Origin of the sequence: Streptomyces sp. NPDC086080 (assembly GCF_044540255.1) — a bacterium.
GTDB lineage: Bacteria > Actinomycetota > Actinomycetes > Streptomycetales > Streptomycetaceae > Streptomyces.
This window is the reverse complement of the sequence record NZ_JBITRU010000009.1, coordinates 78,691-93,154: the sequence shown is the minus strand read 5'-3', so window position 1 is coordinate 93,154 and position 14,464 is coordinate 78,691. Positions and strand designations below refer to the sequence as shown.

The window sequence follows — 14,464 nt, the reverse complement described above, 5'->3', positions numbered from 1 at the left end:
GTGTCCCGCTCCCACAAGGCCGCCCCGCAGGGCACGCCCGTCCGGCCGCCCGACGAGGCGCTCACCGTCCTCACCGACCGGTCCGCGCCCTATCTCGTCGGCGTACGGCACCACGCCCCCTCCCTGGCCGCGGCGCTGCCCGCGCTGCTGGACGAGGCGGAACCGGAGGTGCTGCTCGTCGAACTGCCCGCCGAGATGCAGCAATGGCTGCCCTGGCTGGCACACGAGGAGACACGGGCTCCGGTGGCGCTCGCCGCCGCTCCCGTCGACGGAAGCGGCGGGGGGCCGGCGTTCTACCCGTTCGCCGACTTCTCGCCCGAACTGGCCGCCGTCCGCTGGGCCGCCCGGCACGACGTACCGGTGGTCGCCTGCGACCTGCCGCTCGCCGACCCGGCCTGGGCCGAGGGGCGGCGGGCCGCGGTGACGGGCACTGGCGGCCCCGGGCTCGCCACCGCGCTGCGGGCCCGCCTGACGGGCCGCCCGGGGGACGACCTGTGGGACCGCCTCGTCGAGGCGACCGCCCCCGGCTCCCCACCCGAGGCGCTGCGCCGGGCCGCCCTGCTCACCGGGTGGGCCCTGCGTGAGGACGCGGCCGCCTCGGGCGGCGTGCCGGAGCTGGACCTGCGGCGCGAGCGCTGGATGCGGGCCCGGCTCGCCGATGCCACCGCCCGGGGCGAGCGGGCCGCCGTGGTGGTGGGGGCCTTCCACGCCCCCGCGTTGGTGCGGCAGGACAGCGGCGAGGACACCGGCGAGGACGCAGCACCGGACCCGGACCCGCGGGGGCCCGGCTGGACCACCTCGCTGATCCCGTATACGTACGCACTCCTCGACGAGCGGTCCGGCTACCCGGCCGGCATCCGGGACCCCGAGTGGCAGGACATGGTCCTGCGCGCGGCGGGAGATCCGGCGGCGCTGGAGGAGGCCCTGACCCGGGCGTCCGTCCGTATCTGCGCCGAGCTGCGCGGACTCGGCCACCCCTCCGGACCCGCCGACGCACGGGAGATCAGCCGGCTCGCCCACGACCTGGCCCGGCTGCGCGGTCTGCCCGCGGCCGGCCGGGGTGAACTGGTCGAGGCCGTACAGACGGTGCTCGCTCAGGGGGAGCCGTACGGGAGAGGGCGGGCCGTGGCGCGGGCGATGGAGCGCGTCCTCGTCGGTACGCGCGGCGGGCGGCCCGCCCCGCAGGCGCCGCGCAGTGGCCTCGCCCCCGCGGTCGAGGCCGAGACGGCGCGACTCGGCCTGCCCGGCCCGGAGACGGACGGCCCCGCGCCGGCCCGGGATCTGCGGCTGGACCCGCTGCGCTCCGACCTGGACCGGCGCCGTGAGCTGCTGCTGCGCCGGCTGACGGTGTGCGGGGTGCCCTACGGGGAGGCGAAGGAGGTCGTCGGTGCGGGCGGCGCCGAGGCCCTCACCTCCCGCTGGGAGGTGCGCTGGACGCCCGCCACGGCTGCCGTGCTGACCGCGGCGGGCGTGCGCGGAGTCACCCCCGCGCAGGCCGCCGAGGGGGTGCTGCGGGAACGGCGGCGCCAGGAGTGCGACGAGGGCGGGCCGACGGCCTCCCAGGCCGTCGAAGGGCTCCTGCGAGCGGCGGAGTGCGGCCTGGACGGACTCGCGGACGAACGGCTCGGCGATCTCGCCGACGTCCTGCCCGGGGCCGGTACCCTGCCGGAACTCCTCGCCGGCCTCGCCCTGCTGGACCGGCTGCGGGCGGGTCATGTCCCCGGGCTCGGTCCGGACACGGACCGGGAGGCCCGGGCGGCCGATGTCGCGGAGCTGCTCACGGCGGCGGCGGTACGGCAGGTGGACGGCCTGACCGGATCCGAGGACGTGGCCGACGCCCACGCCCTGCTCGAACTCGCCCACCGGGCCGATCTGCTGGGCGGTATCCGGCTCGCCGACGCCCTGGCCCGGCTGTCCGCCGACGGCTCACCGCTGATGCGCGGTGCCGCCGGGGCCGTGCGCGTCCTGCTCGGGCACGAGGACGCCCGGAGCTTCGGCGACCGCGTGGCCTCCTGGATCGACGGGGCCACCGACCCCGACTCCCGCGCCGCGCTCACCGCCCGGCTCAGCGGACTGCTCTCCGCCGCGGGACCGCTGCTGGAGACGGCGCAGCCCGCGCTGGAGCCCCTGCTCACACGGGTGACCGAGTTGCCCGACCGGGAGTTCCTCGACCGGCTCCCCGCGCTGCGCGGCGGCTTCGACACGCTGAGCCCCGCGGCCCGGGACCGGCTCCTGGCCTCGGTCGACGAGCGCCTGGGAACCGCGCACGTCGCCGACACCGGTGGCGTCGACCCGGCCGCCCTGGCCGCCTGGACCGCGGCGGACTTCGCGGCCCGTGAGCGGCTGCGGTCCCTGCGCCTGCCGACGGGCCCGGCCGGCACGGACCCAACCGGCGACACCGCATCGAACGACACACCGCACCCCCCGCACAGCACCGCCTCGACACACCCCGCGCCGACGGCCACGACCCGGCCCGGCCCGGATGCCACGGCGGAACCCGGCGCGGGTGTGCCGGCGGGGCCCGGATCGGCGTCCACGGCGCCATGCGTACCGCTGGGCATGGGGCGACCTGGGTCGGAGACGGCCACCGGTCCGGGCGGCGAGGCGATACCCGGACCCGGTGTCGTGGCACAGCCCGGCGCGGATGTCGCGGCGGAACCCGGCGCGGGTGTGCCGGCGGGCCCCGGATCGGAAACCACGGCGTCACCCGGATCGCGAGGCGTGACGCGATCTGGGCCGGGTTCCGCGGCGCCACGCGGGCCGGAGGACGGCACGGAAGCCGAGCCGGACGTCATGGTCCCGCCCGAGCGGGGGGCCGGGACGCGGCCCGGTGTCACGGGGCACCGCGGGCCGGAGGGCGCGGTGCCGTCCGGGCCGGAGAGGCCGCCGGGGAACGGCTCTTCCGGGGCCGGCGTGCCCCTGGCCGGGGGCACCTTCCTCGCGCCCGCCGACCGCTGGCGTCTCCTCCTCGGCCGTCGTACCGCCGCGCTGCCGACGTCCGCCGCGCCGCTGGCGACCGCGCTGGACGAGCTGTACGGCAACGGACGCGGTGAGGGCAGCCGGGGCGATCTCGCGGGCCCGGGAGGCGGCGGGGGACGGCAGGCGTCGTATCCCGGGGTGCGGGAGTGGTCGCAGGAGCTGGCCGCGCTGTTCGGGCCGGGCATCCGCGAGGAGGTCCTGGCGGCGGCCGCCGCGTCCGGCCGCCGCGATGTCCTCACCGCGCTGGACCCGGACGCGGTGCGCCCCTCGGTGGACCTGCTGCGCACCGTGCTGCGGCACGCGGGCGGCCTGCCCGAGGCCCGTCTGGCCGCACTGCGGCCGCTCGTACGGAGGCTGGTCGAAGAGCTGACCCGGCAACTGGCCACCCGTCTGCGTCCCGCTTTGCACGGCACGGCCCTGCCCCGCCCCAGCAGACGGCCCGGCGGCGGCCTGGACCTGCCCCGCACCCTGCGGGCCAACCTCGCGACCGCGCGCCGCGGCCCGGACGGCACGGTGCGGGTGCTGCCCGAACGGCCGGTCTTCCGCACCCGGGGGCGCCGGGCCGCGGACTGGCGGCTGATCCTGGTCACCGACGTGTCGGGCTCCATGGAGGCATCCACGGTGTGGGCCGCGCTGACCGCCTCGGTACTGGCCGGGGTGCCGACCCTGTCCACCCACTTCCTGGCCTTCTCCACGGAGGTCATCGACCTCACCGGGCACGTGGACGACCCGCTGTCCCTGCTGCTGGAGGTCAGCGTCGGCGGCGGCACCCACATCGCCGCCGGACTGCGGCACGCGCGTGACCTCGTCACCGTCCCCTCACGCACCCTCGTCGTGGTCGTCAGCGACTTCGAGGAGGGCTACCCGGTCGGCGGGCTGCTCGCCGAGGTCCGCGCGCTGGTCTCGGCCGGCTGTCACGTCCTGGGCTGCGCGAGCCTCGACGACACCGGCCGGCCCCGCTACTCCACGGGCGTCGCCGGGCAGCTCGTCGCCGCCGGCATGCCGGTCGCCGCTCTCAGTCCACTCGAACTCGCCCGCTGGGTAGGGGAGAAGATCGCATGAGCCCGGACCTCCCTCCGGTCGCCCCGTCCGTCACCGCCGAACTCGTGGGGGCGCTCTCGCCCCGGCTCCGCAAGCGGCTGGACGCGGGGGTCACCAAGCTCCTGGCACGTCCCGTCACCCGGGACGGCGCCACCGTCCGGATCGCCGTCGACGACGAGACCGACGTCGTCCTGCACGCACCGGGCGGAGCGGTGACCGGCGCGGACGCCATCCGCTGCGGATGTCTGCTGGCCCCCGACTGCCTGCACCGCGCGGCGGCCGCCTCGGCGGCCCCGGTCGCCGACGCCGCCCCGGCCCAGGACCCCGGCGAGAACATGGACGCACCGGACGGGACGGCGGAGACGGAGACCGCCGGACCCGTGGCGCAGCCGGGCGGAGACACGGAACCCGAGACCATCACTCCCGCACAACACGCCGCCGCCCGCGCGGTGTTCGACGCTGCTGCCGCGGTACTCGAAGCCGGCACGGACGGCGCCGGGGCCGTGCTCCAGGCGGAACTCCTGCACGCCGCGCACACCGCCCGCCTCGCCGGCCTCCCACGAGCCTCCGCCGCGGCCGTCTCCGTGGTGACCGGGGTCCGGGCGGCCCGCGCCGCCGATCCCGGATACCGGCTCGCCGGCCTCGCCGACGCGCTCGCCGCGGTCCTCGGCGTCGCCCACGGCCTCCCGTACGCGACCGGCCCCGACCTGGCCGAACTGCGCGGCACGGTCCGTCGGCCCTACCGCCCCGACGGCTCCCTCCGGCTGTACGGGGTCTTCTCCGAACCGGTCCTCACGGCCACCGGCTACGCGGGCGCGGTCACCTGGACCGCCGACGCCGACGGCCGCCTGTACACGGTGTCCGACGTGGCACCCGGCGGCCCCACCCGGGCGTCCGGTGCCGCCGACCGGGCCGTACGCATCGGTGACACCGCCCTGACCCACCGGGAACTGTCACGTGCGGGGCTGGCCGTGTCCGGCGCCACGGTCTCCCCGGACGGCCGCCTCGGCGCGGGCGCCGGCGTGCGGGCGGTCCGCGCGTCCGGCGCGGCCTGGCGCGACGATCCCCTGGACCGGCTGTGGGCCGTGCCCGCCGCCGAACAAGTGACGCGGGCCCTGAGCGGTGCGCAGGACCTGCTGTTCCTCGAGGTGACCCTCACCGGCACGGTGCGTGGGGCGACGGGCGACTGTCTGCTGGCCGACTGCGCGGGCGTGCCCCTGCGCCTGGCCACCGCCCACGACGATCCCGCACTGCCCTGCCGCGACAACCTCCGCCTGCTCGCCGCCGCGACGGGCAGCCGGTTGCGGATCGTCGCACGCCTGGTGCCCGGCCCGCGCCCCCGCGCCCTGCTCCTCGCCACCGAGCACCCCACCGACCCGGCGGCCCGGGTCGACCTCGGCCTGGACCGCCTCCAGCACGCCGATCTGCCTCCCGGGGCCCTCGCGGCCCCGCCCGCGACCGCCGGCACCGGGGACGGGGCACCGCTGCACCTGCTGCGCCGCCGCGTCCACCAGGCCGTGCCGGGGGGCCGCCGGGTCCTCACCCTCGCCGGCAACACACCGGGCGATGCCGCCCGACTGCGCGGTCACGGCCTCGCCACGGCCGCCGACCTCCTCGACGACCTCCACGCCGCCGCCGCAGACCGTACCCGCGACACCTTCGGCCGTCTGCTCCCGGCCGACACGGGCCGCTTCGCCCGGTCCTGGCTCGCCGCCGCCGTCTACACCGACGCGGTCGAACAGGCACTGTGCGCCCATGCCTGGGGGGCCGCCGGCGAGGAGGCGATGCCGGCCAGGACCTGACCGACGGGACCTACCGCTCCTCCCGCTCCACCGGGAGCCACAGTTCGGCATCGGCCTCCGTGGTGTCCGGGGACATCCGGGTGCGCAGGATCTCCGGGCCCGGCCTGCTGCGGTACGGGTTCGAGGGGAACCACTCGGTGAACACGTCCCGCCACAGATACTGGATGGCTTCCGGGGCCGGCCCCGAGGTGGTGAACACCGCCCAGGTGCCTGCCGGGACGGACAGCACGGCCGCGCCCCCGGGCACGCCGGCGCCCCCGGGCGCGGGCGCCGATGTGACCACCCCGTGGTAGTAGTCGAGTTCGGTGCCTTCGGCCCGGCTCGGGTCCAGGTCGTCGCAGACGGCGACGACCCCCTGTGGCTCCTGGTCCGACAGCTTCTCCAGGTCCTCCAGGGTCTCCCGGGCGATCCCCCGGACGAAGTCGATGATCGCCCGGTTGGGCCCCGCGTGCACGAGCGGCACCCTGGCCTTCGGGCCGACGACGGTGAACGCGGGCCTGTCCACTACGCGATATCGCATGCTGTTGCTCCCTTCGACGGTGAGGCGGAAGGTCAGCCGGGGCTGGGAAATGAGCGCGGATCCGGCGCGCCGGGCCTCGCCCGGACCCACACCGTGCAGGGCGCGGAACGCCCGCGCGAACGCCTCGCCCGAGCCGTAGCCGTAACGCGTCGCGATGTCCAGCAGCGTCTCCCGCCCGGCGAGCACCGCGGCACCCGCGACGGTGAGCCGCCTGCGCCGTATGTACTCCGACAGCGGCATTCCCGCGAGCGCCGAGAACATCCGGCGCAGGTGGTACTCCGAAGTCGCCGCGACACGGGCCAGCTCGGCCACGTCGACGGTCCGGTCGAGACGGCGCTCGATGTGTTCCATCGTCTGGTTGAGACGCTCCAGCACGCCCGGTCTCCTTCCTCTTTCGTGATCACCACGTTAGGCAGCCCACACACCGCCGGACCCGACATCCTGTGCCCGATCGGATCGGGTCCGCGCGATCGCCGGCCCCGCGCGCCGGACGACCGACGGCCGCCGGGGTGGGGCGGCGAGCAGAATGACGCCCATGGCCTCCTCCATCCGCACCCGCGTCGGCACCAGGAAACTCCGCACCCGTGACGGCACCGGGAACGCCCCGGCCCACCGGCGCCCGGTGGCGGCTTCGGCCGGACTGGCCGTCATCGGCGCGGGACTGGGGCTCAGGACCGTCGCGACGGGGGACGTGGCCAAGTACGGCGGGGACGCCCTGTACACCGTCCTGGTGCTCGCCCTCGTCGTCCTGGTCGCACCGCGGACGACGCCTTCGCGAGCGGCCGGAATCGCGCTGGCCGTCAGCTGGGGCGTCGAGTTCCTGCAACTCACCGGGCTGCCCGCGGAGCTCGCACGGCACAGTGCCGTCTCCCGTCTGGTGCTCGGTTCCACCTTCAACGCACCGGACCTGTTCTGGTACGCGGCCGGCGCGGCAGCCGGCTGGCTCGTGATGAGGGGCGGGGCGCCGCCGCGGCGGGGCACGCGATTTGCCGAACCTATCGATTTTCGATAGTTTCCCATCGTGATTCGATCGAAGTCCATGTCGTCGGCGAGCGTCTGAACCGGCCGGCGCCACGACACGCGCCCGCGGCGGCACGCCCGCACCGGCAACCCCTGACCGACTCCACGAGGAGCACAGCCATGCCCACAGCGGCCCGCGCAACCCACCACCTGACCGGTACGGTCGGCACCGACGTCCTGGTGGTCGGCGCGGGGCTGGCCGGCCTGCACGTCGCCACACTCCTCGCCCGCCAGGGCCACGACGTGCTCCTCGTCGACCGGCGCACCACCCTGGCCGGAGCGATCCGCACCACGGGAATCTTCGTTCGCAAGACACTCGACGACTTCCCGCTGCCCGACCGGCACCTCGGCCCCCCGATCCGGCGCGTCCTGCTCTACCCCCCTGACCTGTGCCGCCCCGTCAGCCTGGTCAGCGACCGCGACGAGTACCGGGTGGGCGACATGGCGGGGCTGTACGAGGCGGCGGCCGCGACCGCGGCCGAAGCCGGTGTGCGGATCGCGCTGGGCACGCGATACCTCGGCCGGCAGGGCGGCACCTTCCACCTGGCCGGCCGCGACGGTCCGGCCGCGGTCCGGGCACGTTTCGTCGTCGGTGCCGACGGGGCCCGGTCGACCGTCGCCCGTGACCTCGGCCTCGACCGCAACCGTCATCTGCTGGTGGGCGCCGAGGAGGTCTTCGAGGTCCACCCGAACGGCGAACCGCCCACCTTCCACTGCGTCCTCGACCCCTCCGTCGCCCCCGGATACCTGGCCTGGGTGGTCCACGACGGGCAGCACGCCCACGTCGGCACCGCCGGCTACGCCGACCGCTTCCCGGGAGGCCTCCGCCGGGCCCTGGAACGCTTCAGCGCCTCGGCACCCGGCCTGTCCGGAGTGGACCGCCCCGAAGCGGTGGAGCGCCGCGGGGGACCGATACCCGTCGGCGGCGTGCTGCGCCGTATCAGCGGTGCCGACGGACTCCTCGTCGGGGACGCGGCGGGCGCCGTCTCCCCCCTCACCGCCGGCGGCCTGGACCCCTGCCTGCGCCTGTCGGAACTGGCCGCCTCGGTCCTGGACGACGCCCTGCAGGCCGGGAAGCCGGACGCGCTGGCGCACTACAGCGGAGCCGGCCTGCGGGCCGCCTTCCGCGGGCGGCTCTCCCTGCGCAGAGGACTGTCCCACGTACGGACGCCGGCCGCGACGACGGCGGCGTTCACCCTGCTGCGCACACCGCTGGGCCGGGCGGCGGCGGGCCGGATCCTCTTCGGCGACCGGTCCTTCCCCGATCGGCCCCCCGTCCCTCGCGTGCACGCCGCACACCGGTGACGCGGGGGTACGCCCCGGCCCGGGGGACGCGCCCGCGTGCGCGCGGATGCCACCCCGGGCACGCTGGTGTCATGGCGAGCGAGCAGCCCATCGTGATCTACCCGCCCGGTGAGGACGGCGGCCGGCGCGTCCGCGCGGGTACCCGGTTCCTCGGAATGGCGTACGGGCTGCTGGACATCGTGGAGTTCCTGCGCCTGGCCGGTCTGGACGATGTCGACGACGACTTCATGCGGCGGTCCGCGCTGGTCGAGTGGCGCGGTGGCGGCCCGGACGCGTGGAGCGGGTGAGTCCGGGCTGTCGGTGCCGTCCGGCACGCTGGGACCATGGACGAACGTGTCGAACGTGTCGACGAGCACGACGAGATCCTCACCGTCGTCGGCCGGGGCGACGCGATACGCCACGGATGGCTGCATCGCATCGCGACGGTCGTGTGCCGTGACACCGCCGGGCGGATCCTCGTACACCGCCGCTCCCATGACGTCTCGCGTTTCCCGGGGCAGTACAACTGGATGCTCGGAGGCGCCGTCGAGGCCGGTGAGTCCTACGAGGAGGCCGCCGCACGGGAACTGACGGAGGAACTCGGCGTCCGGGCCCGCCCGAGGTTCGTGTTCAAGTTCCGGTGCGAGGGCGCGATCAGCCCGTACTGGCTCGGCCTGCACGAGACGGTGGTGACCGGGCCCCTCGGCCCGGACCCCGGGGAGATCTCCTGGCACGCCTGGCTGACCGAGCCCGAACTCGCCGAACTGGTGCACGACGAGGCGTTCGTCCCCGACGCGCGCGAGGCATTCGCGCGATACCTGGCCCTGCCGGACGTGAAGCGGCCGCATCGCGCCTGACGTGCCGTCATCCGGACACGATGGGGACGCCGGCCACCCGTGACCAGGGTGACGGAGTGTGCGTCCACCTGGAAGGCGGGCCACCATGACGCGATCACCGATGTACGGCGGTGCTCGACTCCCCTGCTCGCCGCGACGACGACCACCGGATTCCACGGCCGGACCGGGCCGGCCATTCCGGCGGACCTGCAGCTCGACGCCCTCGCCACTCCCGCCGCGGGCCGGAGGTGACCTGGGGCGCCGGGATGGCGCCGAGCGCGAGGACGCCGGCCGCCGCCGGTCAGGCCCGTTGCCCCGTGCTATCGCCATCACCATGCCCGGCCCGGGTTCGGCGAGCCGCGGCGAGTCCAGGGGGCGAGGGCTTCCTCGACTCCACCGCCTCACAGCCCGCGCGGGGCGACAGGCGGACGGCGGGTCCCGCCCGCGTGCCCGTCCCGGCGGTACTACGGTCGACGCATGAGCGAAGACTCCCAGCGTTCCGTCGTCGTCGAACGAACGGGCACCGGCCACTTCGTCGCCACCAACGCCCGCGGCGGCACGATCCACTTCGGTACCGCCTCCGGCGACGGCCGGGAAGCGGAATTCACTCCGGTCGAACTGCTGCTCGCCGCCATCGGGGGGTGCACCGCCGCGGACGTCGACGTGGCGACCGTCCGTCACGCCGAGCCCGTCGCGTTCTCGGTGTCGGTGACCGGCGACAAGATCAGCGACGAGCTGGGCAACCGTATGACGGACCTGACGGTCGCCTTCGACGTCACCTTCCCGGACGGTGAGGGCGCGGACCGCGCCCGCGCGATCCTTCCTCGCGCGGTGCGGACCTCCCACGACCGGCTCTGCACGGTCAGCCGCACGATCGAGATCGGCACTCCCGTCAGGACGGTGGTCAGGGACGCCTGACCGCCGGGCGCGCCGTCTGCCGGCCGGTTCCGTTCAGTTGATGCCGCTGGGCGTGGGCTGTGGGGTACGGCCGGCGCGTACCTCCTCGAGCCGCCCCGTGCCCTGCTTCACGGCGGTCGAGGTGGTGTCGTGATCGGCGCCGTCGAGTCCGCCGTTGGTGACCGTGATCGCGTCCGCACCGAGCCGGACGGCGGCGACGTCCAGGGTGAGGGTCACCTTCTCACCGCTGCTCGTGCCCTTGACCGTCACGGTCAGTCCCTGCCGGGCGTCACCGCTCTCGGGCAGCTTCAGTCCGATGACCTGGACGGTGCGGTCACCACTGCCCCCGCCGGTGAGCGTGAACTGGTCGCAGGTGTCCGGAAGCGACGTGAGCCATCGCATCGACTCGTCGAGTGCGGTGTCGTCGTAGGCGGCGACCTGGTAGAGCAGCCGGGACTCGCCCTCCTGGAAACCGGTGACCGCCGACGGCCCCGAGGGGCGTCCCAGCAGCGTCTCGTCGTAGAGCGCGTCGACCAGACGCTGACACTCCGAGGCGTCACTCTGCCCGTCGAGGAACGCGGCCACGTCGACGCTCCCGATCAGCAGGGAGTCCCGCCACTCCTGTGGGTTCCCCACCTGCGTCCAGTCGTCCTCGATGTCCTCCGAGGTGATCAGGGCGTTCCGTGCGCCGACCTCGGTGAGATCCGAGGACGGTGAGGGGGAAGGGGACGAGGGTGTGGTGGTCTGGGCGGCGATGCCCCGCTCGGCGACGGTGGAGGCGGTCTCCGAGCCGGACGGAGCACTGGTGTCCGTGCCGGAGCAGGCCGCCGTGGCGAGCAGCGTCCCGGCGGCCAGGGCAAGGGTGAGTGCGCGGGCCGGGCGGACGATCGGGCGAGGGGTGGTCACGTGTGCCTCCTGAGAACGGGACGACCGCCCGGTGCCGACCTGCCCCGGGCGCTTTCTCCCCTGTCCCTCACCGCATCACCGCTGCGCCCGTGGGACCAGCGCAGCGGAGGCATACAGGTGAGAACGTCCGGCCGGAGCCCCGTGCCGACGACCGGCACGGACCCGCCAGGCCGGTCTTCGTGCAGGTGGGCCTGCCCGTCTGCGCGTACATCCCCCTTGACGAGGTTCAGGAGTACCGGGCGGTGTGCGCACCGACCCCGGTGCGCCGCGCCGTGGCCTGGAGAGTGAGTCCGGAGGCGCACTCGAGCAGTACCTGGCGCTCCTTCGGCGACAGCTTCGGCCGGGCCGGATCCTCGTCGTGCGCCCGGGCGAAGGCCGGCTCCTGTGCCACGTCACCGGGACCACCGGCCGCCCACCCGGTGACCGCTTCCCGGAACGCGCTCATGTCGGTGAACCCGTTTTGCGGGTGCCGCAGCGCAACCGGCCATCGTCTTGCGCGTTCCGGGACGGGGCGGGTTCCCCGCGGACGGCCCGCCTAGCGTGGGCGCATGAGTCACTCCACCCCGCACCAGGCCTCCCACGGTACGCACGGCCCCGCGCACGCCGCGGGCGATCAGGCGGATTTCCTCGACCTGGAAGCGGCCGTACTCGCCGAGGACACCGCGGCCGTCACGGCATGGCTGCCCGTAGGGGCCGGCCCCCGCCACATCGTGGACCTCGGCTGCGGTACCGGAGCGGGCACCCTCGCCCTGCTCGGACGCTTCCCCGACGCCGAAGTGACCGCCGTGGACTCCTCCACCGCCCATCTGCACCGCCTGCGTGAGAAGGCGGCCGCGGCCGGAGCGGCCGACCGCGTCCGCCTCGTCCACGCGGATCTCGACGCGACGCCCTGGCCCCGCCTCGGCACACCGGAGCTGGTCTGGGCATCGGCCACCCTGCACCACCTGGCCGACCCCGGCGGCGCCCTGCGCACGGTGTACGAACTGCTCGCCCCGGGCGGACTGTTCGCCGTCCTCGAGCCGGCCGGCTCTCCCCGGTTCCTGCCCGCTGACGCCCCGGAGACCGCGCCCGGTCTCGAGGAACGCTGCCACGCCACCGTCGCCCACCACCACGCCGCACACATGCCCCACCGGGGTGCCGACTGGGGAGCGGCGCTGACCGGAGCCGGCTTCACCATCGAAGCCGAACGCACCCGCACGGTCGGCGTCGGTCCGGACCGCAGCGACGCGGTGGGCCCCTACGCCCTCATCAGTCTGCGCCGCATGCGCGGCAGCGCGGCCGCCGCCCTCACGGCCGAGGACCTGACCGCTCTCGACCAGCTGCTCGACACCGGCGGACAGCGGAGCATCCTGCGCCACCCCGGTCTGAGCGTCCGGACCGAGCGCACGGTCTGGGCCGCGCGGCGCCCCTGACCACCGCCGGCACGCGCTATGTGTGCGCCTCGGGCGTTCCCGTGGCCGTCGGAGCCGGGGCGCGGAGGTTGCGGCGGCGCAGCAGCAGGGCGGGGGCCGCGGCTGCCAGGGCGACGGCCGCCGCGGCCAGTGCCCAGGGAACGCCGGACATCCCGTCCGCGCCCAGGGCATGGTCCACCGACCAGGAACCCGGGCCGGTCATCGCCAGCACCAGCGCCAAGGCCCCGTAGACGAAGGGGACTTCGTAGCCTCCGAGATGCGCCCACAGGCCGTTCGACCAGTTGGGAGCAGCGGCGACGATCATGGTGCCCAGGACGATCGACGCGGCGAGCGGGGTGGCCGCACCGGCGGCGAGCAGGACGGCCCCGGCCAGTTCACAGGTGCCCGCGAGGAGCACCATGGGCCGGCCGGGTCGAAACCCCCAGCTCTCGAAGACCGGCGCGGTGCCCTCCGGGCCACCGCCGCCGAACCGGCCCGCCAGTTTCTGGGCGGCGTGCCCGAAGAGCAGCCCCGCCAGCAGCAGACGCAGGAGCAGCAGACCGGCGGTCATGTCGCGATGTCCGGGTAGGGAAGGGCGAAGTGCGCCAGTCGCTCGGCGTACTGCTTCTGGTAGCCCAGCCCTTCGTGATCGCGCTCGAACATGGCGATGAACAGGGTGAGAGTGAGGAAGGGGTGGGCTCCGAGCGCGAAGAGCGCGCAGTGGTCGTGCGTGGCGAGCGCCTCGCGTTCGGCGTCCTCGAACCTCAGCCAGGTGGACGCCTCCTGGCCGACGCAGTTGAGGAGGGTGTTGGCCCGGGCGGCCTCCCACCACTCGACGGTGCCGCGCGGATCCTCGCGGTAGCGCTCCACCAGCTCCGGGTCGCGGTCGACGGTGAAGAGGAACTTGTTCACCAGGTACTTGCTCATGCCGGGACTCCCTTCGGATACCAGGTGAAGTAGGCCTCCATCGTGTGGAACAGGTCCAGGGTGTCGACGTGGTCCGCTCTCGCGCCCTCGCCGGCGACGCCCATCATCAGCATGAAGTCCATGAAGCCGTGGGTGGCGTTGCCGGGGCGGTGGAGGCTGTCGAGGGTGACTTCGGACAGACAGCCCTCGATGTCACCGCTCGCGATCCATTCGACGGCCTTGCGGTCGAACTCGGGGTCGGGCCCGTGCTCACCGAACTGGCGCGGGCCTCCGAGTTCGAGGGAGAGGTGCCCGGTGCCGATGACCGCCACCCGCTGGTCGGCCGGCCAGCTCTCGATCATCTCCCTGAGGGAGCGCCCCAGTTGGACGAACCGCTGGGGCCGCGGCAGTGGGGGCGCGAAGATGTTGGTGTAGATCGGCACGATCGGCAGGTCCGCTTCCGGGCGCAGCGTGATGATCGGGCAGGTGATCGAGTGGTCGATCCGCAGCTCGTTGCTGAAGGCCAGGTCGAAACCGGCGTCGAGCCCTTCGCGCAGCACATGGGCGGAGAGCTCCTCGTGTCCCGGGAGCAGCATCCGGGGCAGGCCGAACTCGCGCTCCTCGTTGTAGAAGTTGGCGTCGTAGAACGGCGCCTTGCCGACCAGGAACTGCGGCATGTTGTCCAGCCACAGCTGGTGGAAGTGGTCGGAGCCCACCATGACCAGGACATCGGGGCGGGCCCGGGTCAGCGTCTCGCGGAACCTCTCGATCTTGGCCACCCAGGCGTCCGCGAACGGGGGCCGGTCCTCGCCGGTCGCCGTGGAGGCCCGGTAGTAGAAGGGATGGTGGGTCGAGGCGATGACCGCCACCAGCTCTGCCATG

Annotated in this window: 15 protein-coding genes; 9 read left to right on the top strand and 6 right to left on the bottom strand. The window is 74.8% G+C overall.

Features of this window, described 5'->3' with window-relative positions; all coding sequences use genetic code 11:
- Entirely contained in the window at positions 1–4,041 is a 4,041-nt protein-coding gene (locus tag ACIF9R_RS13985) for a DUF5682 family protein (protein WP_399978769.1), read from the top strand.
- Positions 4,038–5,822: a hypothetical protein gene (locus ACIF9R_RS13980; RefSeq protein ID WP_399978766.1), complete on the top strand. Its 1,785-nt coding sequence runs from the start codon at positions 4,038–4,040 to the stop codon at positions 5,820–5,822. The genes ACIF9R_RS13985 and ACIF9R_RS13980 overlap by 4 nt, the downstream gene beginning before the upstream one ends.
- A 10-nt stretch (positions 5,823–5,832) precedes the next feature.
- Here ACIF9R_RS13980 and ACIF9R_RS13975 read toward each other — a convergent pair whose 3' ends face one another.
- Entirely contained in the window at positions 5,833–6,717 is an 885-nt protein-coding gene (locus tag ACIF9R_RS13975) for a GyrI-like domain-containing protein (RefSeq protein ID WP_399978763.1), read from the bottom strand.
- A 160-nt stretch (positions 6,718–6,877) separates the two neighbouring features.
- Between ACIF9R_RS13975 and ACIF9R_RS13970 the strand changes: the two genes are divergently transcribed.
- The 6 genes from ACIF9R_RS13970 (at position 6,878) to ACIF9R_RS13945 (ending at position 10,400) form a co-directional block, all read left to right on the top strand.
- Positions 6,878–7,354, top strand: a complete 477-nt coding sequence (locus ACIF9R_RS13970; RefSeq protein WP_399978761.1) for a DUF2809 domain-containing protein — start codon at positions 6,878–6,880, stop codon at positions 7,352–7,354.
- A gap of 128 nt (positions 7,355–7,482) precedes the next feature.
- Positions 7,483–8,667 (top strand): FAD-dependent oxidoreductase, encoded by a 1,185-nt coding sequence (locus ACIF9R_RS13965; protein WP_399978758.1) that lies wholly within the window; start codon positions 7,483–7,485, stop codon positions 8,665–8,667.
- Positions 8,668–8,738: 71 nt separating this feature from the next.
- Complete coding sequence (locus tag ACIF9R_RS13960; protein ID WP_399978755.1) at positions 8,739–8,954, top strand: hypothetical protein; 216 nt, start codon at positions 8,739–8,741, stop codon at positions 8,952–8,954.
- A gap of 36 nt (positions 8,955–8,990) precedes the next feature.
- A complete protein-coding gene (locus tag ACIF9R_RS13955) occupies positions 8,991–9,503 on the top strand; it encodes an NUDIX hydrolase (protein ID WP_399978753.1) in 513 nt (170 codons plus the stop codon).
- 39 nt (positions 9,504–9,542) lie between these two features.
- The gene (locus tag ACIF9R_RS13950; protein ID WP_399978750.1) at positions 9,543–9,734 is read left to right on the top strand and encodes a hypothetical protein; all 192 of its coding nucleotides are present in this window, start codon (positions 9,543–9,545) and stop codon (positions 9,732–9,734) included.
- Positions 9,735–9,959: 225 nt separating this feature from the next.
- Positions 9,960–10,400: an OsmC family protein gene (locus ACIF9R_RS13945; RefSeq protein WP_399978747.1), complete on the top strand. Its 441-nt coding sequence runs from the start codon at positions 9,960–9,962 to the stop codon at positions 10,398–10,400.
- Between the two features lie 33 nt (positions 10,401–10,433).
- Here ACIF9R_RS13945 and ACIF9R_RS13940 read toward each other — a convergent pair whose 3' ends face one another.
- Positions 10,434–11,285 (bottom strand): hypothetical protein, encoded by an 852-nt coding sequence (locus ACIF9R_RS13940; protein WP_399978744.1) that lies wholly within the window; start codon positions 11,283–11,285, stop codon positions 10,434–10,436.
- Positions 11,286–11,511: 226 nt separating this feature from the next.
- The gene (locus tag ACIF9R_RS13935) at positions 11,512–11,730 is read right to left on the bottom strand and encodes a hypothetical protein (RefSeq protein WP_399978742.1); all 219 of its coding nucleotides are present in this window, start codon (positions 11,728–11,730) and stop codon (positions 11,512–11,514) included.
- A 103-nt stretch (positions 11,731–11,833) separates the two neighbouring features.
- On the opposite strand from ACIF9R_RS13935, the gene ACIF9R_RS13930 reads away from it, so the two are divergent.
- The gene (locus tag ACIF9R_RS13930; protein ID WP_399978739.1) at positions 11,834–12,697 is read left to right on the top strand and encodes a class I SAM-dependent methyltransferase; all 864 of its coding nucleotides are present in this window, start codon (positions 11,834–11,836) and stop codon (positions 12,695–12,697) included.
- Positions 12,698–12,713: 16 nt separating this feature from the next.
- On the opposite strand, the gene ACIF9R_RS13925 is transcribed toward ACIF9R_RS13930, so the two are convergent.
- The 3 genes from ACIF9R_RS13925 to ACIF9R_RS13915 are packed head-to-tail and all read right to left on the bottom strand — an operon-like array spanning position 12,714 to position 14,463.
- A complete protein-coding gene (locus ACIF9R_RS13925; protein WP_399978736.1) occupies positions 12,714–13,247 on the bottom strand; it encodes a DoxX family protein in 534 nt (177 codons plus the stop codon).
- Positions 13,244–13,603, bottom strand: coding sequence for a hypothetical protein (locus tag ACIF9R_RS13920; protein WP_399978734.1), 360 nt, complete (start codon positions 13,601–13,603; stop codon positions 13,244–13,246). The genes ACIF9R_RS13925 and ACIF9R_RS13920 overlap by 4 nt, the downstream gene beginning before the upstream one ends.
- Positions 13,600–14,463, bottom strand: a complete 864-nt coding sequence (locus ACIF9R_RS13915; RefSeq protein WP_399978732.1) for an extradiol ring-cleavage dioxygenase — start codon at positions 14,461–14,463, stop codon at positions 13,600–13,602. The genes ACIF9R_RS13920 and ACIF9R_RS13915 overlap by 4 nt, the downstream gene beginning before the upstream one ends.
- Between the last annotated feature and the right edge of the window lies 1 nt (position 14,464).